20 protein-coding genes are annotated in these 26,931 nt (G+C 74.1%); 12 read left to right on the top strand and 8 right to left on the bottom strand.

Annotation, left to right across the window (positions count from 1 at the left end):
* Nucleotides 1–14: 14 nt before the first annotated feature.
* Nucleotides 15–1,235: an App1 family protein gene (locus SOY78_RS10540; RefSeq protein ID WP_324701553.1), complete on the top strand. Its 1,221-nt coding sequence runs from the start codon at nt 15–17 to the stop codon at nt 1,233–1,235.
* Complete coding sequence (locus tag SOY78_RS10535) at nt 1,232–1,678, top strand: acyl-CoA thioesterase (protein ID WP_002853740.1); 447 nt, start codon at nt 1,232–1,234, stop codon at nt 1,676–1,678. The genes SOY78_RS10540 and SOY78_RS10535 overlap by 4 nt, the downstream gene beginning before the upstream one ends.
* Before the next feature lie 141 nt (nt 1,679–1,819).
* Here SOY78_RS10535 and SOY78_RS10530 read toward each other — a convergent pair whose 3' ends face one another.
* From SOY78_RS10530 to SOY78_RS10515, 4 genes are all read right to left on the bottom strand, one after another.
* The gene (locus SOY78_RS10530; RefSeq protein WP_324701552.1) at nt 1,820–2,878 is read right to left on the bottom strand and encodes a hypothetical protein; all 1,059 of its coding nucleotides are present in this window, start codon (nt 2,876–2,878) and stop codon (nt 1,820–1,822) included.
* 193 nt (nt 2,879–3,071) lie between these two features.
* Nucleotides 3,072–4,412, bottom strand: a complete 1,341-nt coding sequence (gene gdhA, locus SOY78_RS10525; protein WP_163721120.1) for an NADP-specific glutamate dehydrogenase — start codon at nt 4,410–4,412, stop codon at nt 3,072–3,074.
* Between the two features lie 156 nt (nt 4,413–4,568).
* Nucleotides 4,569–5,627, bottom strand: a complete 1,059-nt coding sequence (locus SOY78_RS10520) for an aldo/keto reductase (RefSeq protein ID WP_324701551.1) — start codon at nt 5,625–5,627, stop codon at nt 4,569–4,571.
* 74 nt (nt 5,628–5,701) lie between these two features.
* On the bottom strand, nt 5,702–6,919 hold the full coding sequence (locus tag SOY78_RS10515) for a glycosyltransferase family 4 protein (RefSeq protein ID WP_324701550.1): 1,218 nt from the start codon (nt 6,917–6,919) through the stop codon (nt 5,702–5,704).
* Between the two features lie 160 nt (nt 6,920–7,079).
* Between SOY78_RS10515 and SOY78_RS10510 the strand changes: the two genes are divergently transcribed.
* On the top strand, nt 7,080–8,462 hold the full coding sequence (locus tag SOY78_RS10510) for a DUF6350 family protein (protein ID WP_324701549.1): 1,383 nt from the start codon (nt 7,080–7,082) through the stop codon (nt 8,460–8,462).
* A gap of 10 nt (nt 8,463–8,472) precedes the next feature.
* Here SOY78_RS10510 and SOY78_RS10505 read toward each other — a convergent pair whose 3' ends face one another.
* Nucleotides 8,473–8,910, bottom strand: coding sequence for a hypothetical protein (locus SOY78_RS10505; protein ID WP_317676364.1), 438 nt, complete (start codon nt 8,908–8,910; stop codon nt 8,473–8,475).
* Between the two features lie 22 nt (nt 8,911–8,932).
* On the opposite strand from SOY78_RS10505, the gene purN reads away from it, so the two are divergent.
* On the top strand, nt 8,933–9,496 hold the full coding sequence (gene purN / locus SOY78_RS10500; protein WP_115165360.1) for a phosphoribosylglycinamide formyltransferase: 564 nt from the start codon (nt 8,933–8,935) through the stop codon (nt 9,494–9,496).
* Here the strand turns inward: purN and SOY78_RS10495 are convergent.
* Entirely contained in the window at nt 9,483–10,904 is a 1,422-nt protein-coding gene (locus SOY78_RS10495; protein WP_317676363.1) for an MFS transporter, read from the bottom strand. The genes purN and SOY78_RS10495 overlap by 14 nt on opposite strands.
* A gap of 118 nt (nt 10,905–11,022) precedes the next feature.
* Here SOY78_RS10495 and purH point away from each other — a divergent pair, with 118 nt between their 5' ends.
* Entirely contained in the window at nt 11,023–12,714 is a 1,692-nt protein-coding gene (gene purH, locus SOY78_RS10490; RefSeq protein ID WP_317676362.1) for a bifunctional phosphoribosylaminoimidazolecarboxamide formyltransferase/IMP cyclohydrolase, read from the top strand.
* 314 nt (nt 12,715–13,028) lie between these two features.
* Complete coding sequence (locus SOY78_RS10485) at nt 13,029–15,251, top strand: NADP-dependent isocitrate dehydrogenase (protein ID WP_324701548.1); 2,223 nt, start codon at nt 13,029–13,031, stop codon at nt 15,249–15,251.
* Nucleotides 15,252–15,412: 161 nt separating this feature from the next.
* On the opposite strand, the gene SOY78_RS10480 is transcribed toward SOY78_RS10485, so the two are convergent.
* Nucleotides 15,413–16,006, bottom strand: a complete 594-nt coding sequence (locus SOY78_RS10480) for a methylated-DNA--[protein]-cysteine S-methyltransferase (RefSeq protein WP_317676360.1) — start codon at nt 16,004–16,006, stop codon at nt 15,413–15,415.
* Between the two features lie 72 nt (nt 16,007–16,078).
* Between SOY78_RS10480 and SOY78_RS10475 the strand changes: the two genes are divergently transcribed.
* Entirely contained in the window at nt 16,079–17,677 is a 1,599-nt protein-coding gene (locus SOY78_RS10475) for a TIGR01777 family oxidoreductase (protein WP_324701547.1), read from the top strand.
* Nucleotides 17,678–17,722: 45 nt separating this feature from the next.
* On the opposite strand, the gene SOY78_RS10470 is transcribed toward SOY78_RS10475, so the two are convergent.
* The gene (locus SOY78_RS10470) at nt 17,723–19,570 is read right to left on the bottom strand and encodes a glutaminase (protein ID WP_036381998.1); all 1,848 of its coding nucleotides are present in this window, start codon (nt 19,568–19,570) and stop codon (nt 17,723–17,725) included.
* A gap of 66 nt (nt 19,571–19,636) precedes the next feature.
* Here SOY78_RS10470 and SOY78_RS10465 point away from each other — a divergent pair, with 66 nt between their 5' ends.
* From SOY78_RS10465 to SOY78_RS10445, 5 genes are all read left to right on the top strand, one after another.
* Nucleotides 19,637–22,333, top strand: coding sequence for an ATP-dependent helicase C-terminal domain-containing protein (locus SOY78_RS10465; RefSeq protein WP_324701546.1), 2,697 nt, complete (start codon nt 19,637–19,639; stop codon nt 22,331–22,333).
* A gap of 86 nt (nt 22,334–22,419) precedes the next feature.
* Nucleotides 22,420–23,724: an extracellular solute-binding protein gene (locus tag SOY78_RS10460; protein ID WP_060974376.1), complete on the top strand. Its 1,305-nt coding sequence runs from the start codon at nt 22,420–22,422 to the stop codon at nt 23,722–23,724.
* Nucleotides 23,721–24,692, top strand: coding sequence for a carbohydrate ABC transporter permease (locus tag SOY78_RS10455; RefSeq protein WP_324701545.1), 972 nt, complete (start codon nt 23,721–23,723; stop codon nt 24,690–24,692). Before SOY78_RS10460 ends, SOY78_RS10455 begins: the two co-directional genes overlap by 4 nt.
* The gene (locus SOY78_RS10450) at nt 24,689–25,576 is read left to right on the top strand and encodes a carbohydrate ABC transporter permease (protein ID WP_324701544.1); all 888 of its coding nucleotides are present in this window, start codon (nt 24,689–24,691) and stop codon (nt 25,574–25,576) included. Before SOY78_RS10455 ends, SOY78_RS10450 begins: the two co-directional genes overlap by 4 nt.
* Nucleotides 25,577–25,611: 35 nt before the next feature.
* The gene (locus tag SOY78_RS10445; RefSeq protein ID WP_134416286.1) at nt 25,612–26,904 is read left to right on the top strand and encodes an ABC transporter ATP-binding protein; all 1,293 of its coding nucleotides are present in this window, start codon (nt 25,612–25,614) and stop codon (nt 26,902–26,904) included.
* Nucleotides 26,905–26,931 lie beyond the last annotated feature (27 nt).

Raw genomic sequence — 26,931 nt, 5'->3', positions numbered from 1 at the left:
GGAATACTGGACGCATGCCCGCAGCCTCCGACGCACCCACGCCCGCGCCCCGGCGCGGCCGCCTGGCCCCTTCCGGTGACCCCACTCCCGTGGAGAACGTCGCCACGCACCTGCAGGAGGGATGGAACCGCTGGCACCGCGCCCGCGCGCTGCGTGCCGGCAACGTGCCGACGGTCATGGCGTTCACGGGCTACGGCAGCACCAGCTGGGTGCGGATCCTCTCCCGTGTGGTGATCGCCTCCGACGAGGAGTTCATGAACGGCCGTCGGCTGTCGAAGGTGGTGGCGGACGGCATGCGCGGCTGGCGCAACTTCGTGGCCCCACCCATGGCCTATGCCGAGGTGGAGGTGCAGGTGGGGGACCTGCGGACCACGGTGCGCACGGACCGGATGGGCGTCGTCGACGTCGTGCTGGACGTCGAGCTGGAGCCCGGCTGGCAGACCGCCACCCTCCATGTCGGCGGCCAGGAGGAGCGCGCCGTCATGGACCTGTACATCTGCGAGCCGGGTGCGCGGGTCGGCCTGGTCTCGGACATCGACGACACGGTGGTGGTCACCTCGCTGCCCCGCCCCCTGCTGGCGGCCTGGAACTCGTTCGTGATCGACGAGCACGCCCGCACGCCCACCCCGGGGATCGCCGTGCTGCTGCGCCGGATCGCCGAGCTCGAGCCGAAGGCCCCCGTGCTGTACCTGTCCACGGGCGCGTGGAACGTGGCGCAGACCCTCACCCGCTTCCTGGGCCGCAACCTCTACCCGCTCGGCGCCCTGCTGCTGACCAGCTGGGGGCCCACGAAGGACCGCTGGTTCCGTTCCGGCCAGGAGCACAAGAGGGTCCAGCTCGAGCGCCTCGCCGAGCAGTTCCCGGACATCCAGTGGATCCTGGTGGGCGACGACGGCCAGCACGACCCCGAGATCTACGCCGAGTTCGCGCAGCGCCACCCCGACCGGGTCAAGGCGATCGTCATCCGGCAGCTGACCCCCTCCCAGGCGCTGCTCGCGGGCGGCCGGGCGGAGGACACCCGCCATTCCACCCCGGGCATCCCGTGGTGCTACGGCCCGGACGGGGCCACGCTGTCCAATCAGCTCGAGGACCTGGGCATCCTGCCCGTCGAGTTCGTGGACGTGCAGCCCGAGGCCTGGCGCGAGGACATCCTCGGCGACGACGAGGCGCCGGCGACCCTCGACGCCGCGGCGCAGCGCGACGGCCGGTCCGCGGACGAGGAGGCCGCCCGATGACCGCCTCGCGCTCCGTCGAGGTCCGCATCCCGCTGCGCTGGGCGGACATGGACGCCTACGGCCACGTGAACAACATCGCCGTGGTGCAGCTGCTGGAGGAGGCCCGCGTGGCGGCCTTCGGCGTGCCCGCGAACACCGGCGCCGGTGGCGGGCAGGCCCCGCCGATCGACCTGCTCGAGGGGGTGGCCCCCGGTGTGCGGACGTTCATCTCCGAGCACACCGTGAAGTACCGGGCCCAGATGCCCTACCGCCCCGTGCCACTGCGCGTGGTGGTGAGCGTGGACGCCGTGAAGGCCGCCTCGGTGCACGTGGGCTACGCCCTGCACGACGGCGTCGACGACACCCTCTGCGCCACCGCGACGTCCGTCATGGTGTTCGTCGACGGGCAGACGGGCCGCCCCGTGCGCATCAGCCCCGAGCAGCGGGCGGCCCTGGCCGGCTGAGGTGGGCTGCGGCGGGCTGCGGACCGCCCGGCAGCCGCCCAGCGACATCACCGCTGTGCAGCACGGCTGCGATGTCGCAGAGCGGAGGCCCGCCGCTCGGGCTCGCGAAGGTCGGGACCGGGCCCGTGGGACGGCCGCGGATCAGACCGAGCGGGGGACGCCCGCGGCGGTGAGGATCCGCGCCAGCCGGTCCGGCCGCAGGAGGTCTCCCCACGTCCAATGCGCGCCCGCCCGGGTGACCAGCTGCAGGGCCACCTCCCGTTCCTTCTCCCGGCGGATGCTGGCGCGGCGGGCCGTGTCGTCACCGTCGAAGAACGACAGGTCGTACTTGCCCAGCCCGTCGAACTCCCCGTACACCCCCACCTGCTCCCACCAGAAGTCCGTGCGGGCCACCTCGCGTCCGTTCGCATCCCGGTGGCGATGCTGCAGGGCCGTGGGCGGGACGAAGCCGAGCTCGTGGACGATGGCCCGGCTGTAGGACTCGCCGGCGGATTCCGCCCGCGCGTCGGCGAAGTGCCAGGCCCGCTCGAATCGGCGGAGGGCGGCCGCCGATCCGAGCCGGCTCTCCGCCTGCCTCGCCCAGCGTGCGGCCTCCTCGGGCCGGGCTCGGACGAGCGCGTCCAGCGTGGCCACGGCGTCGCGGAACGGGGTGGCCGCGCCGAGGACCAGCAGCACCGTGGGCAGCGGATCCGCCAGGACGGTCCCGAGGCTCTGCCCGTCGGACAGGACGGCCTCGACCCGCTGAGGCGCGGCGGGGTCCGCCTCCGGCAGCCCCCACCGGGGTCGGCGGCGCGGCAGGCCGGGAGGCCGGCGGTTGTGGGCCATCAGGGAGGGGGCGAAGGGACGGCGGGTCAGCGGCCCGGCGCCGTGATGCCCGGGGGAGGGGGCGCGCAGCTCGAGCGCGGGCGGCTCGACGGCCGGCCCCAGACCGTGCAACCGGGCCGCGGTCAGGCCCGTGAACACCGTCGCGGGGCGGGCGATCGAGAGGGCGACGGCGGACACGACCGCCCTGTCCCACGGACGCAGCGCGGCCCAGTCGCTGACGCTGATGTAGACGCGCGGGCAGAGCCGCACGAGGACCCCGCGGGTCCAGGCGCGTTCGAGACGGCGCCGCGCCGCCCCGTCGTGAGGGTCCGCCGCGCTGAGCAGGGGCCCGCGTCCCGGGAGCAGCGCACGCGAGTGGTCGGAGAGCAGGGTCATGCGGCCCAGTCTCGTGGGCCCGTCGGGGGCGCGACGGGTCGGCCGCGCCGGCGGTGGAGGGCACCCGACGTCGGGGGGCCTGTGCAGGAGCCGGGCGCCCTCAAGCGACCGCCGCCCTGCGACATCACCGCGCGTCAGAACGGCGGTGATGTCGCAGGGCGGCGGAGGATCACGGAAGGGGCAGGGCGGGGACTCAGACCACGCCCTGGGCGATCATCGCGTCGGCGACCTTGATGAACCCGGCGATGTTGGCCCCCGCCACGTAGTTGCCGGGCGTGCCGTACTCCTCGGCGGTCTCCACGCAACGGTCGTGGATGTCACGCATGATCTGCTCGAGCCGGTCGTGGGTGTAGTCGAAGTTCCACGAGTCCCGCGAGGCGTTCTGCTGCATCTCCAGCGCCGACGTCGCCACGCCGCCCGCGTTGGCGGCCTTGCCCGGGCCGAACAGCGTCCCGGAGTCGACGAACAGGTGGGAGGCCGCCTCGGTGCAGGGCATGTTCGCGCCCTCGGCCACGGCCTTCACCCCGTTCTTCAGCAGGGTTCGCGCGGCGGACTCGTCGAGCTCGTTCTGGGTGGCACACGGCAGGGCCACGGTGCCCTCGACGTCCCAGACGCTGCCGCCGGTCACGTAGCGGGACCGCCCGCCGCGGCGCTCGGCGTACTCGGAGATACGGCCACGCTCGACCTCCTTGATCTGCTTGAGCAGGTCCAGGTCGAGGCCGTCCGGGTCCACGATGTAGCCCGAGGAGTCGGACGCGGTGAGCACGGTGGCCCCGAGCGCGGCGGCCTTCTCCGCGGCGTAGATGGCCACGTTGCCGGAGCCGGAGATCAGCACCTGCTGGCCGTCCATGGATTCGCCGCGCGTGCGCAGCATGGAGTCGACGAACATCACGGCGCCGTAGCCGGTGGCCTCGGTGCGGACCAGCGAGCCGCCCCACGTCAGGCCCTTGCCGGTGAGGGCGCCGGCCTCGAAGCGGTTGGTCAGTCGCTTGTACTGGCCGAACATGTAGCCGATCTCGCGGGCACCCACGCCGATGTCGCCGGCCGGCACGTCCGTGTGCTCACCGATGTGGCGATGCAGCTCCGTCATGAAGGACTGGCAGAACCGCATGATCTCGCGGTCGGACTTGCCGGCGGGGTCGAAGTCCGAGCCGCCCTTGCCGCCGCCGATCGGCATGCCGGTGAGCGAGTTCTTGAAGATCTGCTCGAAGCCCAGGAACTTGACGATCCCGAGGTACACGGAGGGGTGGAAGCGCAGCCCGCCCTTGTACGGGCCGAGCGCCGAGTTGAACTCCACGCGGAACCCGCGGTTGACCTGCACGACGCCGGCGTCGTCGATCCACGGCACGCGGAAGATGATCTGGCGCTCCGGCTCGCAGAGGCGGTGCATGACCCCGGCCTCGACGTACTGGGGGTGGCGCTGCATCACCGGTCCCAGCGCCTCGAACACCTCGGACACCGCCTGGTGGAACTCGGCCTCGCCGGGGTTGCGCGCGAACACTTCGTCGCGCAGGGTCTCCAGAGACTCATTCATGGTGTCCTCCTCGGACGTCGGGGTAGAGACGCCCCGCGGTGCCCCGCCGTGGCGCGCCGCGGTCGGAGGAGGCCGCGGTGCCTGACGCCCATCCTGACAGGGAGCGCGCTCTGTTACCGAAATGAGACGCGGGCCACCCCGGGCCCTGCGTTCGGCTCAGCGCGGCGGCGCGGCCTCGGTGTCGATGCTGGCCTGCTGGCTCTCGCTGTAACGCGGCCCCGCCACGGTCGCGTCGTTGACGAGGTCGTCCAGCCGGGCGACGTCGGCCGGGGTCAGCCGTACCTCGTGCGCGCCCCGGTCCTCGAGCCAGTGGTCCCACGAGGTGGTGCCCGGGATCGCCAGGACGTCCTCGCCCTGGGCCAGGACCCAGGCGACGGCGAGCCCCGCCGTGCTTGTCCCGAGCCGGACGGCCTCGGCCGAGAGCGCCTCGCGCAGCGTCAGGTTGGCCTCGTAGTGGCCCTCGGCGAAGCGGGGCAGCCGGTGCCGCAGGTCTCCCGCGTCCAGCCCGCCCAGCCGCGGCGGCGCGTCCGTGAGCAGGCCGCGGCTGACGGGGGAGAAGGCCACGAAGGCGGTCCCATGGCGGCGGCACGCCTCGAGCACGCCCCACTCGGGGTTGCGGGTGGCCAGGGAGTACTCGGACTGCACGGCCGCGATCGGGTGGACGGCCACGGCCCGGGTCAGGGTGGCGGCCGAGACCTCGGACAGGCCGATCGTCCCGATCTTGCCCTCCGTGACGGCCTCCGCGAGCGCCCCCACGGACTCCTCGACGGGGACCTTCGGGTCCAGCCGGTGCAGGTAGTACAGGTCGATCCGGTCCTGGCCGAGCCGGCGCAGGGAGGCGTCCACGTGCGCGCGCAGCGTCTCCGGGCGGCCGTCGATCCGCCGCTGCCCGTCCCGCACGAGCCCGCCCTTGGAGGCGAGCAGGACGCGCTCGCGGACGTCCGCCCCCGCCCGGGCGAGCGCGCGCCCCACGAGCTCCTCGCTGCGGCCGCCGCCGTAGAGGGTGGCGGTGTCCAGGTGGTCGGTGCCGTCGTCCAGCACGCGGGTGAGCAGGTCGACGGCGGCGGCGTCGTCGAGGAATCCGGAGTAGCCGTGCACGATGTTCATGCACCCGAGGCCGACGGGGTGCACGTCCTTGCCGGCGAGGCGGCGGGGCGCGGCGGGATCGGGCAGGGGGCCGGGCTCGGCGGGGCGGGGGTGCGGGGTGGCGTCCATGCCCGCCACCCTAGCCACGGCTCCGGACGCGAGACCCGGGCCGCACGGCGTCCGGCCGGCGTCCGGCCCGGGGCTCAGCCGAACACGCGCGCGGCCAGCAGCGACGGCGCCGTCAGCAGCCGGCGGGCCAGCTCCACGCGGCGGCGCTCCTGCACCGCGATCGCCTTCTCGTAGTAGCCCATGAGCTGCTCGCACAGCACCGGCCAGGTCCGGCCCTGCACCGACGCCCACGCCGCGTCGGCGAACGCGGCCCGCTTGACGTCGTCGTACACGAGGTCCGCGACGTGGCGGCGCAGCTCGTCCAGCTCGCCGGGCGGGTAGAGCCAGCCGGTGCGGGAGGCGTCCACGATGTCGAGGGGGCCGCCGCGGCCGACGGCGACGACGGGCACGCCCGAGGCCATCGCCTCCTGCAGCGTCTGGCCGAAGGTGTCGGACTCGCCGGGGTGCACGAACAGGTCCAGGCTGGCCACGTGGCGCGCGAGGTCCTCGCCCCCCTGGAAGCCGGCGAAGTGCGCGCCGGGCAGCTCCCGCTCGAGCTGTTCGCGCAGCGGCCCGGAGCCGATGACCACGAGGCGGGTGCCCGGCAGGTCCGAGAGCACCCGCAGGTCCCCGACCTGTTTCTCGTGCGCCAGCCGCCCCACGAAGCCCACGAGCTTCTCGCCGTTCGGGGCGAGCTCGGCGCGCAGCGCCTCGTCCCGCTTGGCGGGATGGAATCGGCGGGAGTCGACGCCGCGGCCCCACAGGTGCACGCGTCGCACCCCCTGGCGGTGCAGCTGCCGGACGGTGAACGACGACGGCGCGAGCGTCAGCGTGGCCGTGTTGTGCAGGCGCGCCACGTGGCTCCACAGCACGTCCTCCAGCCACGGGGCGCCGTACCGGGCCGCGTAGCCGGGGACCTCGGTCTGGTAGACGGCCACGGAGGGGATGCCGAGCTCCTCGGCCGCCTGCACCGCGCGCCAGCCCAGCACGAAGGGGGAGGCGATGTGCACCACGTCCGGGGCGAAGTCGGCGAGCATGCCGCGCAGCCGGCCCACCGTGCCGGCGGCCACCCGCACGGAGGTGTACCCGGTCAGGGGCACGGAGGGCAGGGTGCGCACGGGGAAGCCCTCGACCTCGCGGGGGGCCTCACCGGCGCCCGCGCGTTGGGTCCACCCGGCGGACCACGAGGCGGCCGGGGCGACCACCATCGCCTCGTCGCCCCGTTCCCGCAGGTGGCGCAGCACCTGGAGGATGGAGTTGGTGACCCCGTTCATATGGGGCAGGAACGATTCGGCGACCACGACGACACGCACGTGGCCGACGCTAAGGACCCCGGACCACGGCCGGGACACCCGCCGACGACGGCCCGGTGACCCCGCGGTGAACTCTCGGGGCGCGTGACGGTTGTCGCACCGGCCCGCGCGGCCCGCCCCCGTCCAGGCGCCGCCCGGAGTCGGGTGGCACCATGGACGGGTGAGTTCCCGCCCCGCTGCGCCCCGTCTGCTGCGCCCCGTCCCCCTGCCGCTGTGGCTGCAGGGGGTGGTCGAGGCGCTCGTCACGGCGATGATCAGCCTGCTGGCGGTCATGGTTCCCACCCTCGCGGTGTGGGCCACGGGCGGGTTCGAGCGGCCGACCATCGAGGGCGCCGTCCAGGTGGGCGGCGTCCTGTGGCTGGCCCTGCACGCGGTGCCCGTCACCGTGGCCACGGCCATGCCCACCGCGCCGGATCACCTCATCACCGGCACGGCGTGGCTCGTGCCGTGGGGCCTGACCCTGGTCCCGCTCGCGCTGTCCTGGCGGGCCTGCCGGCGCCTGGCCCGCGCGTCCTACCGGGACCAGGCGTGGCAGGCCTTCGTGGGCGCGGTGGGGGCCTACGCCCTGGTGGGGCTGGCCGTGGCGTTCCTGCCCGGCACGGACGAGCTGACGGCCCACCCCGCCCCGGCGGCGCTGCTGCCCGCCCTGCTCTTCGGCGTCGCCGCCCTCGCGGGGGCGCGGCGCGAGGCCGGCACCTGGGCGCACCTGATCGGCCTGGACCTCACGGAGCGGATCTCGCGGCGCTCGCAGTACGAACGCTGGGCCGGCTCGTACGCCTGGTCCGTGGTGCGCGCCGCGGCCGTCGCCGTGCTCGCCCTGACGGGCCTGAACGCGCTGCTCGTGGCGGGGCGGCTGGCCGTCGAGTGGGCCGCCGTCGTCACCGTGGCCCAGGCGATCGGGGGCGGCCCGCTGGGCGGCCTGCTGGTGGCGCTGCTGCAGATCGGCTGGCTGCCCACGTTCACCGCGTGGTCGATCGCGTGGACGGCGGGCCCGGGGTTCTCCGTGGGCGCGGACAGCCTCTACTCCGTGTTCGGCGCGACGCCGGCCACCGCGCCTGCCCTCCCGGTGCTGGGTGCGCTGCCCGTGACGTGGTCGCCGTGGCAGCTGCTCCTGCTGGCCGTGCCGATCGGCGCCGGCGCCGTGGCCGGCGTGTGGCTGCTGCGGGAGGGGGAGAACCACCTCGACGACTGGCTGCACACCCGTCACGGCAGCCGCGCGGTGTCCCTGACGCTGTCCACGCTGGCCCTGGCCGTGCTCACCGGACTGCTCGCCGGGCTGCTGCTGCTCGTGCCGCTGGCCCTCACCTCCGGGACGCTCGGGCTCGGCACGCTGACGGACATCGGCTCCCACGTCTGGGCGGTGTGCGCCGCCGTCGCCGGGTGGGTCGCGCTGGGCTGCGCGGCCGGCTACCTCGCGGCCCTGGCCGTGGCCGGGCACCGGGACGGGACGACGACGGTGCCGCGGTCCGGCGACCGCACTCCCCGCATCGGGCCGCTGGCCGCGCTGCGCGGCCGGCCGTCCCCGCGCCGGGCGCGGGACTGACGCCCGCGGCTCAGGGTCGCAGCTGGGGCACCCCCGTGCGCTCCTCCACCTGACGGGTGAACTCGTCCGCGCACGCCTGCTGCGCCCGCGCGGTGAGCGCGGAGGCGCTGCACTGCTCGAGCTGGGCCGTCGCGTCCCACGCGAGCAGCGGCAGTGCCGCCGTCGTCAGGCCCACCAGTGCCATCGCCATGCCGGCGGACGCCACCGCGCGGGTCAGCCCCGAGCGTTCGGCGCCGCGGCTCGTGACCCACACGCGCACGCCGAGCACGAGGGCGACCAGCCCCAACGCAAGGGCGATCAGCTTCCACGGCAGCACGAGGGAGAAGGAGAGCAGCATCCCCAGCAGCGCCACGGACTGCCACAGCAGGGCACGGCCGGTGCGGACGCGGCCGGGGTCCGGGGCGCCCTGCGGCGGGCGGGGCGGGGAGGAGGGAACGGGGGCGGACACCCCCTCACCCTACGATGGGCGCATGCGCATCGTTGCCCTCGTCTCCGGTTCCGGCACCAACCTGCAGGCCGTCCTCGACGCCGTCGCCTCCGGCGCCCTGGACATGGAGATCGCCGCGGTGGGCGCCGACGTCGCCGACGCCGGCGGCCTGGAGCGTGCCCGCGCCCACGGGATCGAGACGTTCGTGGTGTCACCGAAGGACCACGCGGACCGACGCGCGTGGGACGAGGCGCTCGCGGACGCCGTCGCCGCCTACGCGCCGGACTGGGTGGTGTGCTCCGGGTTCATGCGGATCCTGGGCGCCCCGCTGCTCGAGCGGTTCGAGGGCCGCATCCTCAACACCCACCCGGCCCTGCTGCCGTCCTTCCCGGGGGCCCACGGCGTCCGGGACGCGCTGGCGCACGGGGTGAAGGTCACCGGCTGCACCGTGCACGTGGTGGACGCGGGCGTGGACACCGGCCCGATCCTCGCGCAGGCCGCGGTGCCCGTGCTGGACACGGACACCGAGGCCGAGCTGCACGAGCGCATCAAGGTCCAGGAGCGGGCCCTGCTGCTGCGCGTGCTCGGCGAGCTCAGTCGGCGCTGACCTCGAGGGCGCGGCCGCGGGTCTCCGGGGCCAGCGCCAGCATCGCCGCGCAGGCCAGGACCACGAGCCCGCCGGTGACGGCGAACGCCCCCGGCAGCCCGAGGGCGGGGACCAGCGTGCCCACGAAGAGCAGCGGGCCCAGGCCCGCGCCCACCCGCGAGGCCGCCGACGCCCAGCCGAAGCCGGAGGCGCGCAGCGTCGTCGGGTACAGCTCGGAGACGTACGTGTAGAGCACCGGGATCGCGACCTGCACCACGAAGCCGAACGCCAGCACGAGCGGCAGCACCGCGGCGGGCACGTCCAGCACGCTCGCCAGCCAGACGGTCAGGGCGCTCGCGACGACGGCGCTGACGGCCAGCAGCCAGCGGCGGCCGGTGACCTCGATCAGCACGGTGGCCACGACCACGCCGAGCAGGCCGGCCGCGGCCATGCCGGAGGTCATGATGAAGGCGCGGCCCTCCGCGTAGCCGGCGTCGATGAGGAACGTCGGCAGCCACTGCAGCGCGATGTAGTAGACGAGCATGATGGCCACGAACAGGGCCCAGGCGACCGCGGTGATGCGCGGGGAGAACCGCCAGACCGCGGCGAGCTGCGCGCCGACGCCGCTGGAGCGGGCCGGCTCGGCCGGGGGCATCGTGTAGGGCCGGCGAGGCGCGCCGGTGGCCGCCACCATGCGGTCGATGACGGCGCGGGCCTGTGCCTCGCGGCCCCGGCTCATCAGGAACAGCGGGGACTCGGGGATGCCCAGGCGCACGACGAACACGAGCAGGGCCGGCAGGACCATGGCCAGCAGGGGCAGGCGCCAGTCGCCCCACGTGCCCACGAGCCAGGCGGAGACGAGGCCGCACAGCGCGGCGCCGACGGGCCACCAGCCGTCCATCGCGGCCAGGACGCGGCCACGCAGCCGGCGCGGGGTGAACTCGCCCACGAGCGCGTAGTCCACGGGGATCGTGCCCCCCAGGCCCATGCCGGCCACGAAGCGGAACAGCGCGAACCACAGCAGGGAGTCGGTCAGCGCGCCCGCGATCGTGAACACGGAGAAGATCGCGAGCGTCCACGCGAACGCCGCCTTGCGGCCGATGCGGTCCGCGATGGTGCCCCACAGGAACGCGCCCACGGCCATGCCGATGAGGTTGGCGGTGCCGATCCACGCGGCGTCGGCCTTGTCCAGGGCCCACTCCTCGCGCAGCAGCGGGATCATCACGCCGTTGAGCGTGACGTCCCACGCGTCGAACATGAAGCCCAGGCCGCCGATCAGGAAGATGCGGCCCTGGACGGACCAGCGCCACGGCAGCTCCTGGACGACCGCCTCACCGGTGGGCAGGGCGGCGTCGGGGGCGACGACGTCGGGCGCGGGCCCGGGGTGCGCGCCGTCGGCGCTGGGGCGGGGCGGGGTGGCGGAGGACATGGTCGGCTCCCGTTCGTCGGGTGGAGTGGGGGGCGGTCCGTCACGCGGACGCCTGGGCCATTATGCGGCCCGGCCTATGCTGGAGGACACCCGGACCCCCTCGAAGGAGCGCCCCCTCGTGACCTCTGCCCAGCCCACCACCACCGTCCTGGACACGGTGCCCCTGAAGCGGGCCCTGATCTCCGTGTACGACAAGACCGGCCTCGAGGAGCTCGCCACCGGGCTCCACGCCGCGGGCGTGCAGATCGTCTCGACCGGCTCCACCGCCCAGCGCATCGCCGCCGCCGGTGTGCCCGTCACCGAGGTCGCCGAGGTCACCGGGTTCCAGGAGTGCCTGGACGGCCGCGTGAAGACGCTGCACCCGCGCGTGCACGCGGGCATTCTGGCCGACCGTCGTCGCGAGGACCACGTGACCCAGCTGCGCGAGCTCGAGGTGGAGCCGTTCGACCTCGTCGTCGTGAACCTCTACCCGTTCGTGGACACCGTGAACTCGGGCGCCGCGGAGGACGCCGTCGTCGAGCAGATCGACATCGGCGGGCCGTCCATGGTGCGCGCGGCCGCGAAGAACCACGCGTCCGTGGCGATCGTCGTGGACCCGGCCCGCTACGGAGAGGTCGTCCAGGCCGCGCAGTCCGGCGGCTTCGACCTGCACGCCCGCCGGCGCCTGGCCGCCCTGGCCTTCGCCCACACCGCGGCGTACGACAACGCCGTGGCCGCCTGGACCGCCGCCCACTTCGGCGAGGACACGCACGCCGACGAGATCCCTGTGTTCCCGCCCTACGCCGGCTTCTCCCTCGAGCGCGCGCAGATCCTGCGCTACGGCGAGAACCCGCACCAGCCCGCGGCGCTGTACCTGGACTCCTCGGCGGCCCCCGGCATCGCGCAGGCCGAACTGCTGCACGGCAAGCCGATGAGCTACAACAACTACGTGGACGCCGACGCCGCGGTGCGCGCCGCCTTCGACCACCCGGTCCCGGCCGTGGCGATCGTCAAGCACGCCAACCCGTGTGGCGTGGCCGTCACGGACGAGGGCACGGACATCGCGCAGGCGCACGCCAAGGCCCACGCGTGTGACCCGGTCTCCGCGTTCGGCGGCGTGATCGCGGCCAACCGCCCCGTCACCGCCGCCATGGCCGCCCAGGTGAAGGACGTGTTCACGGAGGTCGTCGTGGCCCCGGCGTTCGAGCCCGAGGCCCTGGAGATCCTCTCCGCCAAGAAGAACCTGCGCCTGCTGAGCCTGCCCGAGGGCTTCCTGCGGGACGCGGTGGAGGCCAAGCAGGTCTCCGGCGGCATGCTGCTGCAGATCGCGGACGCGGTGGACGCGGACGGCGACGACCCGGCCACCTGGACCCTCGCCGCCGGCCCCGCCGCCGACGAGGCCGTCCTGGCCGACCTGGCCTTCGCGTGGCGCGCCGTGCGCGCGGCCAAGTCCAACGCCGTGCTGCTGGCCCACGACGGCGCCACGGTGGGCGTGGGCATGGGCCAGGTCAACCGCCTCGACTCCTGCCGCCTGGCCGTCGAGCGCGCCAACACCCTGGGCGCCGCGCAGACCGGCGGGCAGGACGTGAGCAGCGCCGGCGGCGCGGAGAACGTCTCCGGGGAGGGCGCCCCCGAGCGGGCCCGCGGGTCCGTGGCCGCCTCGGACGCGTTCTTCCCGTTCGCGGACGGGCTGCAGATCCTCATCGACGCCGGCGTGAAGGCCGTCGTCCAGCCGGGCGGCTCCGTCCGGGACGAGGAGGTCGTGGGCGCGGCCGAGGCCGCCGGCGTGACCCTGTACCTGACCGGGGCGCGCCACTTCTTCCACGGCTGAGCGGGGCGGGCCGATGGTGTGGAGCCCCTCGGCCTGGTCGTCTCCTTCTTCATCGCCCAGGCCGTGCGGGGCACCTGAGCCGGCCACGATCCACGCCGCCGTCGTCGGGGGGCGCCCCCGCCGACCCGACGCCCCCCTGGTACCCGGGCGACCCCGCCCGGCCCGGCGAGGGCACCGGCGACGGCCGGGGGCGCTGACGCCGAGCCACACACGGTGTGGCGCGTCCGAGGCGCCGGGTAGATTGGCGGGGAGTCACCCGTTCCCTGCCGACGAGGGCCGCGTCTCGAGTGCGGCCAGAAGGAGAGATCATCCGCATGTCGAAGATCATCTACACGCTCACGGACGAGGCGCCCATGCTGGCCACCGCGTCGCTGCTGCCGATCGTGCGTGCCTACGCGGGCACCGCCGGCGTGGAGCTGGAGACCCGTGACATCTCGCTGGCCGGCCGCATCCTCGCCGCGTTCAAGGACGTCCTGCCCGAGGACCAGCGCACCGCGGACGCCCTCGCCGAGCTCGGCGAGCTCGTGAAGTCCCCCGAGGCGAACGTCATCAAGCTGCCGAACATCTCCGCCTCCGTGCCGCAGCTGCGCGCCGCGATCAAGGAGCTGCAGGCGGACGGCTACGCGCTGCCGGAGTACCCGGACGAGCCGAAGACCGATGAGGAGAAGGACGCGAAGGCGCGCTACAACTCGGTCAAGGGCTCCGCCGTGAACCCGGTGCTGCGCGAGGGCAACTCGGACCGCCGCGCCCCGAAGGCCGTGAAGGCGTACGCCAAGCGCTTTCCCCACTCGATGGGCGAGTGGACCCCTGACTCCAAGACCGCCGTCGCCACCATGGGCGCGGACGACTTCCGCGCCAACGAGCAGTCCGTGACCCTGCCGGCCGCCGACGTGCTGACGATCGAGTTCACCGGCGAGGACGGGAAGACCACCGTGCTCAAGGAGGGCCTGAAGGTCCTCAAGGGCGAGGTCGTGGACGGCACGTTCATGTCCGCCAAGGCCCTGGACGCGTTCCTCGCCGAGCAGGTCAAGCGCGCCAAGGAGGAGGGCATCCTCTTCTCCGCGCACCTGAAGGCCACCATGATGAAGGTCTCCGACCCGGTGATCTTCGGCCACGTCGTGAAGGCCTACTTCTCCGAGCTGTTCGAGAAGTACGGCGAGCAGCTGGCCGCCGCCGGCCTGTCCGCGAACAACGGCCTCGCCGCGATCGAGGGCGGCCTGGACAAGCTCGACGCCGAGACCGCCGAGGGTGTGCGCGCCGCCATCGCCGCCGCCTACGAGAACGGCCCGGACGTGGCCATGGTGAACTCCGCCAAGGGCATCACCAACCTCCACGTGCCCTCCGACGTGATCGTGGACGCCTCCATGCCCGCCATGATCCGCACCTCCGGCCGCATGTGGAACAAGGACGACCAGACCCAGGACACCCTGGCCGTCATCCCGGACTCCTCCTACGCCGGCGTCTACCAGGCCGTGATCGACGACTGCAAGGCCAACGGCGCCTACGACCCCACCACCATGGGCACCGTCCCGAACGTGGGCCTCATGGCGCAGAAGGCCGAGGAGTACGGCTCGCACGACAAGACGTTCATCATGGACGCCGCGGGCACCGTGGCCGTGAAGAACTCCGCCGGGGAGACCCTGCTCTCCCACGACGTCGAGGCCGGCGACATCTGGCGCGCCTGCCAGACCAAGGACGTCCCGGTGCGCGACTGGGTGAAGCTGGCCGTGACCCGCGCCCGCGCGTCCCAGACCCCGGCCGTGTTCTGGCTGGACGAGACCCGGGCCCACGATCGCGAGCTCATCAAGAAGGTCGAGGAGTACCTCAAGGAGCACGACACCGAGGACCTGGACATCCGCATCCTCTCCCCGGTGGAGGCCGCCAAGCTCTCGGTGGAGCGCATCCGCCGCGGCGAGGACACCATCTCCGTGACCGGCAACGTGCTGCGTGACTACAACACGGACCTGTTCCCGATCCTCGAGCTGGGCACCTCCGCGAAGATGCTCTCGGTCGTCCCGCTGCTCAACGGCGGCGGCCTGTTCGAGACCGGTGCGGGCGGCTCCGCGCCGAAGCACGTGCAGCAGCTGGTGGAGGAGAACCACCTGCGCTGGGACTCCCTCGGTGAGTTCCTCGCGCTGGCCGTGTCCTTCGAGCACGAGGCGGTCGCGAACGAGAACCACCGCGCGCGGGTCCTGGCGGACACCCTGGACGCCGCCACCGGCACCCTGCTGATCGAGGGCAAGTCCCCGAAGCGCAAGGTCGGCGAGCTGGACAACCGCGGCAGCCACTTCTACCTGGCGCTGTACTGGGCCCGCGAGCTGGCGAAGCAGACCGAGGACGCCGAGCTGGCGGCCGCGGCGAAGCCGATCGCCGAGGAGCTGGAGGCCCAGGAGGAGACCATCCTGGCCGAGCTCAACGGCGTGCAGGGCTCCCCGGTGGACCTGGGCGGCTACTACTGGCCGGAGCTGGAGAAGGTCACCTCCGTGATGCGCCCGTCCGCGACGCTCAACGCGATCGTGGACAAGCTCTCCGTCTGAGCGACTGAGCGACTGAGCGGCTGAGCGCCGGGGGCCGGGTCGCGTGCGTGGAGCGCGCGGCCCGGCCCCTTCTCGTGTCCGCAACGCGGGTTGAGTTGTCACGGGTGTGCGTGCCCGGGACCCGTGACAACTCAACCGACGTTGCCGTGGGGAGGGGCCGGTCAGCCCGCGCGCGCCGCCTCGTGGGCCAGCAGGGCCTGCTTCGCGGCGGTGCCGTAGAGGTAGTGGCCGGCCGCGCCGTCGGCGCGCACCACGCGGTGGCAGGGCACGACGACGGCCACCAGGTTGGCGGCGCACGCCCCGCCGGCCGCGCGCACGGCCCGCGGGGCCCCGCACCGTTCGGCCAGGCCGCCGTAGGTGGCGGGGGAGCCGGGAGCGATGCCGCGCAGCTCCCGCCACGCCCGCTGCCGGAACGCGGTGCCCGGCTGGGTGACGTCGAGGGCGTCCAGCGCGACCACGTCCCCCGCGGCGTAGGCGGCCAGGGCGTCGGCGACGGGCTGGGAAACACCCGGACGCGGCTCCACGGGGCGCGGGTTCATCTCGCGGTCGGCGGTCTCCGGGTCCAGGGCCACGAGCCGGTCCATGAGCGTCTCGAGGAGGCGCCCGACCGCGGCGGCGGGGGGCTGCGAGTCCCCCGGCACGGCCACGCCGGAGGCGCGCACCGTCTGGTCCTCGGGGGAGAAGACGGCCACGAGGGTGAGCTCGGTGGCGGGCAGGGCGGCGGCGGTCCAGCGCAGCTCGGGAAGCAGGTCCATCCCCTCATTGTCCTGCACGGCCCGGCCCGGACAGGTGTTCGCCCGTCCGCTCCCTGTGTCAGGCTGGCGTCCATGACCGAGATCCGCGTCTTCGAGCACCGCACCCTCCTGCGCCACCCGCGTGAGGTCGTCTTCCGCTGGCTGGAGAACCCCGGCGCGCTGGAGCGGCTCACCCCGCCCTTCGCCGGCGAGGTGGTCCAGGGACCCACGGACGGCCTCCGCGTGGGCTCCGAGTCGCGACTGCGCATCCAGGCCCCCGGGGCGGCCGGCCTGTTCGCCGGCGCGGCCCACGGGATGCTCACCGGCCTGCTGCCGGACACCGTCGCCTCCCGCCTGCCCGGCGGGGCCGCGCCCGCGGTGCCGTGGCGGGCCCGCCACACGGCCTACGAGGAGGGCCGCATGTTCCGGGACGAGATGGTCTCCGGCCCTCTCGCCTCCTGGCGGCACACGCACCTGCTCGACGACGCTGCGCCCGGTGAGGCGGACACGGCGGACGGCCGGCGGGGCACGGTCGTGACGGACCACATCGAGTACGCCCTGCCGGGGGAGTCCCTGGTGTCCCGCGTGCCCGGTCTGGGCGCCGCGGCCTCGCGCCGCACCCACGAGGCCTTCGAGGCGGAGCTGGGCCGCCAGTTCGCCTATCGGGCCCGCGTGATGGCCGATGACCTGGACTTCCACGCCGCCCATCCCGGCCCCCTCGTCGGCGGGCCGGCTCGCACGGTCGCCGTGACGGGGTCCGGCGGACTGATCGGCCGGCAGCTCTGTGCCCTGCTCACCACCGGCGGCCACCGCGTCATCCGGCTCGTGCGGAGCCCGAAGAAGGCCGGCGCGCTGGACGCGGCGCTGTGGGACCCCGGCCGGGAGACCGTGGACGAGGACGCCCTGGCCGAGGCCGACGTCGTCGTGAACCTGGCGGGCGAGCCCATCGCCGGCCGGTTCTCGGACGCGCACAAGGAGGCCGTGCACGACTCGCGCGTACGCGGCACGCGCACCCTCGTGGACGCGCTCGCCCGGATCGCCGCACGGGAGGGGGACGACGCGCGGGCGCGGGCGCTCGTGAACGGCTCGGCGATCGGGTACTACGGGGCGGACGCGGGCACGGGCCCGTTCGGCAGCGGCCTCGTCGAGGATCTGGAGCCCGGGGACAACTTCCTCGCCGAGGTCGTCGCGGACTGGGAGGCCGAGGCCCGACGCGCCGAGACGTCCGGCATCCGGGTGGCGATGCTGCGGACCGGCGTGGTCCTGAGCCCGGCCGGGGGCATGCTGCAGCAGGTGCTGCCGCTGTTCCTCGCGGGGCTCGGCGGCCCGGTCGCGACCTCGGGCGGGGAGAGCCACGACGGCAGCCCGTGGCTGAGCTGGATCGGCGCGGATGACATCGCGGGGGCCTTCGCCCACGCGGTGCTCGACGACGGCGTCACCGGCCCGGTGAACGCGGTGGCGCCCGAGCCGGTCACGGCCCGGGAGTTCGCCACCGTGCTCGGGCGGGTGCTGCGCCGGCCCGCGGTCATCCCGGTGCCCGAGGCCGGGCCGCGCCTGCTGCTGGGCGAGGAGGGCCGAGTGGAGACCGTGGCGGCCGACCAGAAGGTCGTGGCGGACCGACTGGTCGCCTCCGGCTACGAGATGCGCGACCCGGAACTGGAGGGCGCGTTGCGCCACATCCTCGGGCGGTGACGGGGGTGGGGCGACGTCCCACGGGGACGCCGCCCCCGCGGGTTGTCAGTCCTGCAGCGCGCCGGTCTCCCGGATGAGCTGGCCCAGCGCGGTGAACGCGTCGCGGGCCAGCGCCTCCCACAGGGCCAGGGCCAGCTGGGGGAAGCCCTCCTGGAGCGCGACCATCACCTGGGCGGTGAGGACTCGCGCCGTCACCGGCCCGCGCGCGCGGACGGTGGAGGGCTGGCGGCCGGGCTGGCCGAGGGCCATCTCGCCGAACGTCATCCCCGGGGTGAGCAGGGTGCGGCGCACGCGGCGGCTGCCCGTGCCCTGACCCGAGAGCTCCACGGTGCCGGAGACGATCACGTAGATGCCGCCGAACGGCTGGCCGGCGCGACGGATGATCTGGCCGTCCGCGTAGACCCGCTCGTCCATCATGGACTCGAGCAGACGCGCGTCGTCCGCGGAGAGGTGCTGCAGCAGAGGTGCCACGGCCGCCTCCTGGGCGTCCCGCGGCAGCAGGTGGGGGGCGTGCCGGGAGAGCAGCCGCTGCTCGGCCCACTGGGCGGCCCGCGAGCGGGAGTCGAAGAACACGAACTGCGCGCCCTCGGCGGCGGGGTCCACCCCCTCGGCCTCATCCTGCAGTGGCTCGGGCAGGTCCACCTCCACGGACTCCTCGACGGCCGACATCAGCTCCTTCATCTCGGCGGCGTCCCGGTCCACGACGACGATGTCGAGTCCGTTGCCCAACGCGCGGGCGAACCACTGGGCCACCAGCAGCCGGGCCGGACGGGAGATGGAGCTGACCGAGCGCATGTCCACCACGAGCGTCTCGAGGGCCTCCGGCAGATCGCGGCTGACGCGAGCGATCGCGTCGACCTGGCTGAAGCCGAGGTGACCGCCCAGCTCCATCACGTGCACGGTGTCCGCGAACCGCCCGAGCGCCTCGAGGACGACGGCGCTGCGCACCGTGCCCGAGGGCGCCTGATCGATCCGGTAGTGGGTGCGCAGGGCCGCCCGCGGGGAGCCGGTGACCACCGACGGGTGCAGCTCGAAGTCCTCGACGATGGTCCGCAGGGCGGCCATCGCCACGGTACCGAGCCCGTTCTCGTCCGTCGTGTCCGACTGCAGCGCCAGACCGAGGTGGCCCGGCACCACCACGAGCACCGTGCCGCCGCGCGTGGACGCCCAGCCGGGCTGGCCGACGTCGTACGCCCACCGGGAGTCCCGGGTGTCCATGCCGCAGGAGTCCATCACGGACAGCACACCGCGGACCGTCTCCTCGCTCAGCACACGGTCCCCGGTGACGGGGTGGACGCCGCCGTGCGCGAGGGTGCCGGCGAGCAGGGCGAGGTCCTCCACGGTCACGGTGGCGGCACGCACCGTGGCGATGTCCTCGAGCAACGTCTCGGGGTCGGCGTCCAGCGTGTCGAGGGACTTCATCAGCCACGCAGCCGACCGGGTGTGGTGCTGGGCGCGGTTCTCCGCACGCGCGGCCGACTCCGTGACGGTGACCTCGCGGTCGAACAGTGCGGAGAGCAGCTGCATCATGCGTGCGGTGCGGTCGCGGCCACCGCGGCCCTTCACGAGGGAGGCGGTGGCCACCGCGCCCGCGTTCTGCAGCGGGTTGTGCGGCAGGCCCGTGACGGCGTCCACCTCGACCCGGTGGTCCAGGTCGCGCACGGGGGCGGCTCCCACGCGCTCGCCCACCCGCACCGCGCCGAGGTCCTCGAGGGCCTGCGCGTGGAACAGGGGAGAGGCGAGCGTGGCGAGCGGCACGGGCGTCATGGATCCGGAGACGTAGCGGTGCCCGTCCACCAGGAGCATCGCGACGCCCAGCCCGTCCGGGACCTCCCCCTCACCCGCGTGGGCCGACGTGAGGCGATCGAGGTGCTCCTGGACGGGTGTGGTCATGGGTCACAGCCTAGTCAGTGGGACGGTCCCGGGACAGCGTGGCGGAGGCGGGCACAATGGGTCCCGATGCCCACCCCCGTCGATCCCGTCACCGTCCCCTCCGTCCTCTCCGCCGCCCTCGGCCGCCTCAGCGCCGGCCTGACGTTCGCCGCCGCCCTGCCCGAGCTCGGATCGGCGCTGGACGCGCGCGGGGCGGCCGTCGTCGAGGCGCCCCCGGGCACGGGCAAGACCACCGTGGTCCCGCCCGCGCTCGCGGTCCGGCTCGCGGACCACGGCGGCGGGCGCGTCCTGGTCACGCAGCCGCGCCGGGTCGCGGTGCGCGCGGCGTGGCGGCGGCTGCGCACGGCGGTGCTGGCCGCCGCGGCCGACGTGCAGCCCGGCGCCGACCCCGACGCGCAGGCTCGACTCGGGGACGCCGCCGTCGGGTATGCCGTGCGCGGCGACGCGGCGGGCGGCGGGGCCTCGGTCGTCGAGTTCGTGACCCCCGGCCTGCTGCTGCGCCGCCTCCTCGCCGACCCCGGGCTCGACGGCGTGGACGCGGTGGTCCTGGACGAGGTCCACGAGCGGGACCTGGACACGGATGTGCTCTTCGCCCTCCTCGCCGACCTGCGGCAGCTGCGCCCCGAACTCGTGCTCGTGGCCATGTCCGCCACCGTGGACGCGGCGGCCCTGGCCACCCGCTGGGCCCGCGGCATGGGGGAGGAGGCGCCCCTGCCCGTGGTCTCCACCCCGGCCGTGCTGCACCCGCTGCGCGAGGAGCACGCCCCCTTCCGCGGCCACCGCCTCACCGCCGAGGGCCGCGTGGACCGGGCCTTCCTCGACCACGTCGCGGCCACGGCCGTGCGCGCCCACGCCGAGGCGCTCGACGCCGACCCGACCGTGGATGCCCTCGTCTTCGTGCCCGGCGTGGCCGAGGTCGAGGCGGTCGCGGGGCGCGTCGCCGCGCTCGCCCCGGACACCGAGGTCCGCGTCCTGCACGGCCGCCAGGAACCCGCCGACCAGGACGCCGCGCTCGCCGGCCGTATCGACCCCGCCGTGCCGCGCGTCGTCGTCGCGACGGCGGTCGCCGAGTCCTCGCTGACCGTGCCCGGGGTGCGCCTCGTCGTCGACTCGGGCCTGGCCCGAGAGCCGCGCCGGGACCGGGGGCGGGGCATGGCCGGGCTCGTCACCGTCCAGGCCTCGCGTGCGGCCGCCGGCCAGCGGGCGGGCCGCGCCGCCCGCCTCGGCCCCGGCACCGTGGTCCGCTGCCACACCGCCGCGGCCCTGGGCACCGCGCCCGCAGCCCCGACGCCGGCCCTCGCCGTCGTCGACCTCGCACCGGTGGCCCTGGCGTTCGCGGCGTGGGGCGCCCCGGGCGGCCGCGGGTTGACCCTGCCCGAGGACCCGCCGGCCGACGCGATGGCCGCCGCCGAGCGCACGCTCGCCTCCCTCGACGCGGTGGACGCGGACGGGCGCATCACCCCGCACGGAGCCGTCCTGGCCGAGCTGCCCCTGGACCCGCCGCTCGGCCACGCCCTCCTGCGCGCGGCACCGTGGACGGGGCCCCGCCCCGCGGCCGAGGCGACGGCGGCCCTCGCCCTGGACCTGCGCGCCCCCGGGGCCGACCTCGAGGCACTGGTCGCGGCCCTGCGGGACGGCCGGCACCCGGAGGCCGGGCGCTGGCACCGGGAGGCGGACCGACTGGAACGACTCGCCCGTCGGCACGCGCACCACGCCCCGGAGACGCGGGAGCCGGACGAGCCCGGGCCCGAGGCGGCGGCGACCGCGCGGCGGCACCCCGCCGGCCTCGTGGCCGCCCTGGCCTTCCCCGCGTGGATCGCCCGACGCGCGGGGGAGGCGGGCGCGTACCCGTTCGCCTCCGGCACCCGCGCGGCCCTGCCCCGCGACGCCGCCGGCGGCGACCTGGCGGGGCAGGAGTGGCTGGCCGTGGCCGAGGTCGCCCGCGTGGCCGGGGACGCGGCCGGCACGGGTGCCGCGATCCGCGCGGCCGCGCCGATCGACCGGACGCTCGCCGAGCTCGCCGGCGCGGGCCTGCGGCGCACCGAGGACACCGCCGACTGGCGCGGGGACCGGCTCACCGGCCGCCGCGTGGACCGGCTGGGCGCGCTCGTGCTGACGGAGACGCCGGCCCCCGTCGCCCCCGACGCCGCGGCCCAGGCCGTGCGCGCCGCACTCGCCGCCGACGGCCTCGCCCGGTTCGACCCGAGCGGTCGGACCGAACGCCTGCGCCGCCGGGTGCACCTGCTCCACCGCGTCCTCGGCGCCCCGTGGCCGGACCTCTCGGATGCGGGGCTGCCCGGCCTGGACGCGCTGGTCGACGGGCTTGCGGCCGACCTGGCCGCGGGGCGGCCCCTCGCGCGCCTGGACGCCGAGGCGCTGCTGCGGGGCGCCCTGCCCTGGCCGGAGGCGGGCCGGCTGGACGAGCTCGCCCCCGAGCGCCTGCCCGTGCCGAGCGGGCGCGCCGTCGTCGTGGACTATCCGGGCGTCCACGAGGACACCCCGCCCGTGGTCGCCGCCAAGCTGCAGGAGTTCTTCGGGGCGCGTGTCACCCCCGCTGTGGCGGACGGTCGTGAGCCGGTGGTCCTGCACCTGCTCTCCCCGGCAGGCCGCCCGCTCGCCGTGACCGCCGACCTGCCCTCCTTCTGGGCCGGCCCCTACGCGCAGGTCCGGGCCGAGAACCGCGGGCGGTACCCCAAGCACCCCTGGCCCGAGGATCCCGCCGCCGCGGAGCCGACCGCCCGGACGAGCCGCCACGCCCGCTGAGAAAGGGGTCCGCGAAACGTGCAGGAATCGCTGTGATGCGTGATGATGGCCGTCACATCCGACTCGCATCGATTGAGGTTCCACTTGTGAGACACGACACGCGGGCACGTCAACGGCGCCGGGCCACGCTGGCCGGCGCCGTCGCCGCGGGCGCGCTGATCCTGGCCGGGTGTGCTCCGGCCGAGCAGACGCCCACCCTGACCTGGTACACCAACCCCGACGACGGCGGGCAGGCGAAGATCGCCGCCCAGTGCACCGACGCCGCGAACGGCCGGTACAGAGTCGAGACGTCCATGCTTCCGACGGACGCCGCCTCCCAGCGCGAGCAGCTGACCCGCCGCCTCGCCGCGGGCGACACGTCGATGGACATCATGTCCCTCGACCCGCCGTTCGTCCCCGAGCTCGCCGAGCCCGGCTTCCTGGCCCCCGTGCCGGAGGAGATGCAGGCGTACGCGAAGGACAACGCCCTGGAGGGCGCGCTCGCGGCCGCCAGCTGGAAGGACGAGCTCGTCACGGTCCCGTTCTGGGCCAACACGCAGCTGCTCTGGTACCGCAAGTCGGTCGCCGAGGCCGCGGGGCTGGACATGTCCCAGCCCGTCACGTGGGACCAGCTGATCGAGGCCGCCCGCAGCCAGGACAAGGACCTGGCCGTCCAGGGCGCCCGTGCGGAGTCCATGACCGTGTGGCTCAACGCGCTCATCGAGGGCGGCGGGGAGCAGATCGTCCCCAACGCCGAGGCGCCCACGGACGAGGTCACCACGAACCTCGACTCCGAGGCCGGCCGCACGGCCGCCCGGATCATCTCCACGATCGGCAAGGAGGGTCTCGGCAGCGCCGGCCTGCCGACCCAGGACGAGAACGCCTCCATGCTGCTCTTCCAGGGCAAGAACGGCTCGTTCATGGTCAACTGGCCGTTCGTCTGGCCGGCCACCCTCGGCTCCGTGGAGGAGGGCTCGCTGCCGGAGGACCTGCCCGAGGACATCGGCTGGGCCGTCTACCCCCGCACCGTCGAGGGCAAGGACGCCGCGCCGCCCGTGGGCGGCATCAACCTGGGGGTGGGCGCGAAGTCCGAGCACCAGGACCTCGCCTGGGACGCGATCTCCTGCATCACCACCACCGAGCACCAGAGCCAGTACTTCGTCGAGAACGGCAACCCGCCCGCCGACCCGGCGGCCTACGACGCCCCCGAGGTCGCCGAGAAGTACCCCATGGCGGACACCATCCGGGAGTCCCTCGAACTCGGCGCCCCGCGGCCGCAGACCCCGTACTACAACGAGGTCTCCACCGCGATCCAGCAGCGCTACGCGCCGCCGTCGGGCGTCTCCGAGTCCACCCCGGCCGAGACCGACGACTTCATCCAGGAAGTCCTGAGAGGGGAGCGTCTGCTGTGAGCCACGTCGACACCGCACCCGCCGCATCCACCCCGCGCGCCGCCGAGGGTCGTCGCCCCCGCCGGGTGAAGTCCCAGCGCGCGAAGTCCGAGGCGCGTCTCGGCTGGCTCCTGGCCGGCCCCGCGTTCTTCGTGATGCTGTTCGTGGTCCTGTACCCGATCCTGCAGGCCCTCTACAACTCGCTGTTCACGTACCGGCTCACCGCGCCGGGCGACCGCGAGTTCGTGGGCCTGGGCAACTACGGCGTGATCCTCACGGACCCCGTGTTCTGGAAGGACCTCGGGGTGACCCTGCTGATCACCGTGGTGACCGTGGTGGTCGAGCTCATCCTCGGCTTCCTGCTGGCCCTGGCCATGCACCACGCCATCAAGCAGACCCGCGGCCTGATCCGCACGATCATCCTGGTGCCGTACGGCATCATCACCGTGGTCTCCGCGTTCGCGTGGTTCTACATGTTCTCGATCGACTCGGGCTACATCAACGCCTGGTTCGAGTGGCTGCCGGGCGTCGACGCGGACCTAAACTGGTTCGCGCAGGGCAGCACCGCGCTGTTCGTGATCATGCTCTCCGAGATCTGGAAGACCACCCCGTTCATCTCCCTGCTCCTGCTGGCCGGCCTGGCCCAGGTGCCGGGCGACCTCACCGAGGCCGCCTCCGTCGACGGCGCCTCCTGGTGGCAGCGGATGAAGCTGGTCATCCTGCCGAACATGAAGGCCTCGATCATGGTGGCCGTCCTGTTCCGCGCGATGGACGCGTTCCGCATCTTCGACTCCATCTACATCATGACCAACGGCGCCTACGGCACCGAGGTCCTCTCGCTGCTGGCCTACCGCACGTCCATCGGCCGGCTCGAGATCGGCATGGGTTCGGCGGTCTCCGTGATCCTGTTCCTGTGCGTGGCCCTCATGGCGGTCATCGCCGTCAAGGGCTTCAAGGTGGACCTGGCCGACCGAGGAGGTTCCAAGTGAGCACCGCCGCATCCGCTCCCGCCCCCGAGGGCCGCGCGCCCCACCGTCGCGGCACCGGCAAGGCCACCGCACTGTGGTGGATCCTCACCGTCGTGATCGGCGTGTGGTGCCTCTTCCCGCTGTTCTCGATCTTCGCGACCAGCTTCAAGACGCCCGCCGACCTCTCCAACGGCAAGCTGCTGCCCACCCAGTGGTCCACCGTGAACTACGAGGAGATCTTCGTGGGCGGCTCGCGCGAGCTGTTCCTCACGGCGCTGCGCAACTCGATCGGCATCACCGTGATCGCCACGATCATCGCCGTCATCCTGGCCACGCTGTGCGCCTACGCGATCGCCCGCCTGGACTTCCCGGGCAAGCGGCTCGTGCTCACGGTGTCCCTGATGGTCTCGATGTTCCCCGTCATCTCCCTGGTGACGCCGCTGTTCAACATGTGGCGCACCCTCGGGCTGTACGACACGTGGCTCGGCCTGATCATCCCCTACCTGTCCCTGACCCTGCCGATCTCCATCTGGACCCTGGCCGCGTTCTTCCGCCAGATCCCGTGGGAGCTCGACCAGGCCGCGCAGGTGGACGGCGCGACCCCGCTCGAGGCGTTCCGCAAGGTGATCGTCCCGCTGGCCGCCCCCGGCGTCTTCACGACGGCGATCATCGCCTTCTTCATCGCCTGGAACAACTTCGTGTTCGGCATCTCCCTGACCTCCACCGAGACCGCGCGCACCGTGCCCGCCGCCCTGGCCTTCTTCACCGGCGCCTCGCAGTTCGAGTCGCCGACCGGGGCCATCTCGGCGGCCGCGATCATCGTGACCATCCCGATCGTGATCCTGGTGCTGGCGTTCCAGCGTCAGATCGTGGCCGGCCTGACCAACGGCGCGGTGAAGGGCTGAGGCCCGCACACGAGACCTCCCGAAAGGACCCCCCGATGGCCTCCATCACCCTGAACCACATCGACAAGACCTACGACGACGGCTTCCACGCCATCAAGGACGTGAACCTGGAGATCGAGGACGGCGAGTTCGTCATCCTCGTGGGCCCCTCCGGCTCCGGCAAGTCCACGCTGCTGCGCATGATCGTGGGCCTCGAGGACATCACCGACGGCGAGATGCTGATCGACGGCCGCCGCGTGAACGAGGCGGCCCCCAAGGACCGCAACCTCGCGATGGTGTTCCAGAACTACGCGCTGTACCCGCACCTGACGGTGTACGAGAACATCGCCTTCCCGCTGCGGCTGATCAAGGAGAACAAGCCCTCCGAGGAGGAGATCGACCGCAAGGTGCGCGACGCCGCCCGCGTGCTCGAGCTCGAGGACCACCTCGAGCGCAAGCCCGGCAACCTCTCCGGCGGCCAGCGTCAGCGCGTGGCCATGGGCCGGGCGATCGTGCGCGAGGCGGACGCGTTCCTCTTCGACGAGCCGCTGTCCAACCTGGACGCCAAGCTGCGCGGGCAGATGCGCGCGGAGATCTCGCAGCTGCAGCGCCGCCTGGCCACCACCTCCGTCTACGTGACGCACGACCAGACCGAGGCCATGACCCTGGGCGACCGGGTGGCCGTGCTCAAGAAGGGCGAGCTGCAGCAGGTGGCCAGCCCGCGCGAGCTCTACGAGCAGCCGCTCAACCTGTTCGTGGCCGGCTTCATCGGCTCGCCGTCGATGAACTTCCTGCCCGCCTCGCTGAAGCAGAAGGAGGGCGGCCACGTGCTGTCCTCGCCGATCGGCGACATCCCGGTGCCGCCCGAGAAGGCCCGCGCCGCCGAGGGGCGGGACATCGTCTTCCTCGGTCTGCGGCCGGAGTTCTTCGAGGACGCCGAGCTGGTGGAGGACAGCCGCCGCGACCAGGGCTCCACCTTCGACGCGACGCTCACGCACCTGGAGTGGCTGGGCCACGAGCAGTACGGCTACATCGAGTTCGATCCGGACCCGGCCGTGGCCGAGATGCTCTCCTCGCTGGCCAAGGACCTGGACGCGGACGAGCTGCGCCCCGTCGTCGTGGCCACCCTCTCCGGCGAGTCCCGCGCCCGGCCGGGCACGCCGACCCGCCTGTGGGTGGACACGACGCGGGTGCACCTGTTCGACCCGACCACCGGTGAGAACCTCACCCGCGACCCCGAGGCCGGCGCCGAGCTGACCCGCCGGGCCGCCGAGGAGCGTCGCCGCCAGATCGAGATGGCGGCCGAGCGTGACGCGGTCGCGCGCGAGGCGGACGCGCCGCGCCGCTGAGCCGGCGCCGGGGACGCCGGAGGCGGG

Source organism: Micrococcus sp. HOU01, assembly GCF_035609305.1.
In the GTDB taxonomy this organism is placed as follows: Bacteria; Actinomycetota; Actinomycetes; order Actinomycetales; family Micrococcaceae; genus Micrococcus; species Micrococcus luteus.
Note: the sequence above shows the minus strand (reverse complement) of the source record. Positions and strands in the feature narration are given on the sequence as shown.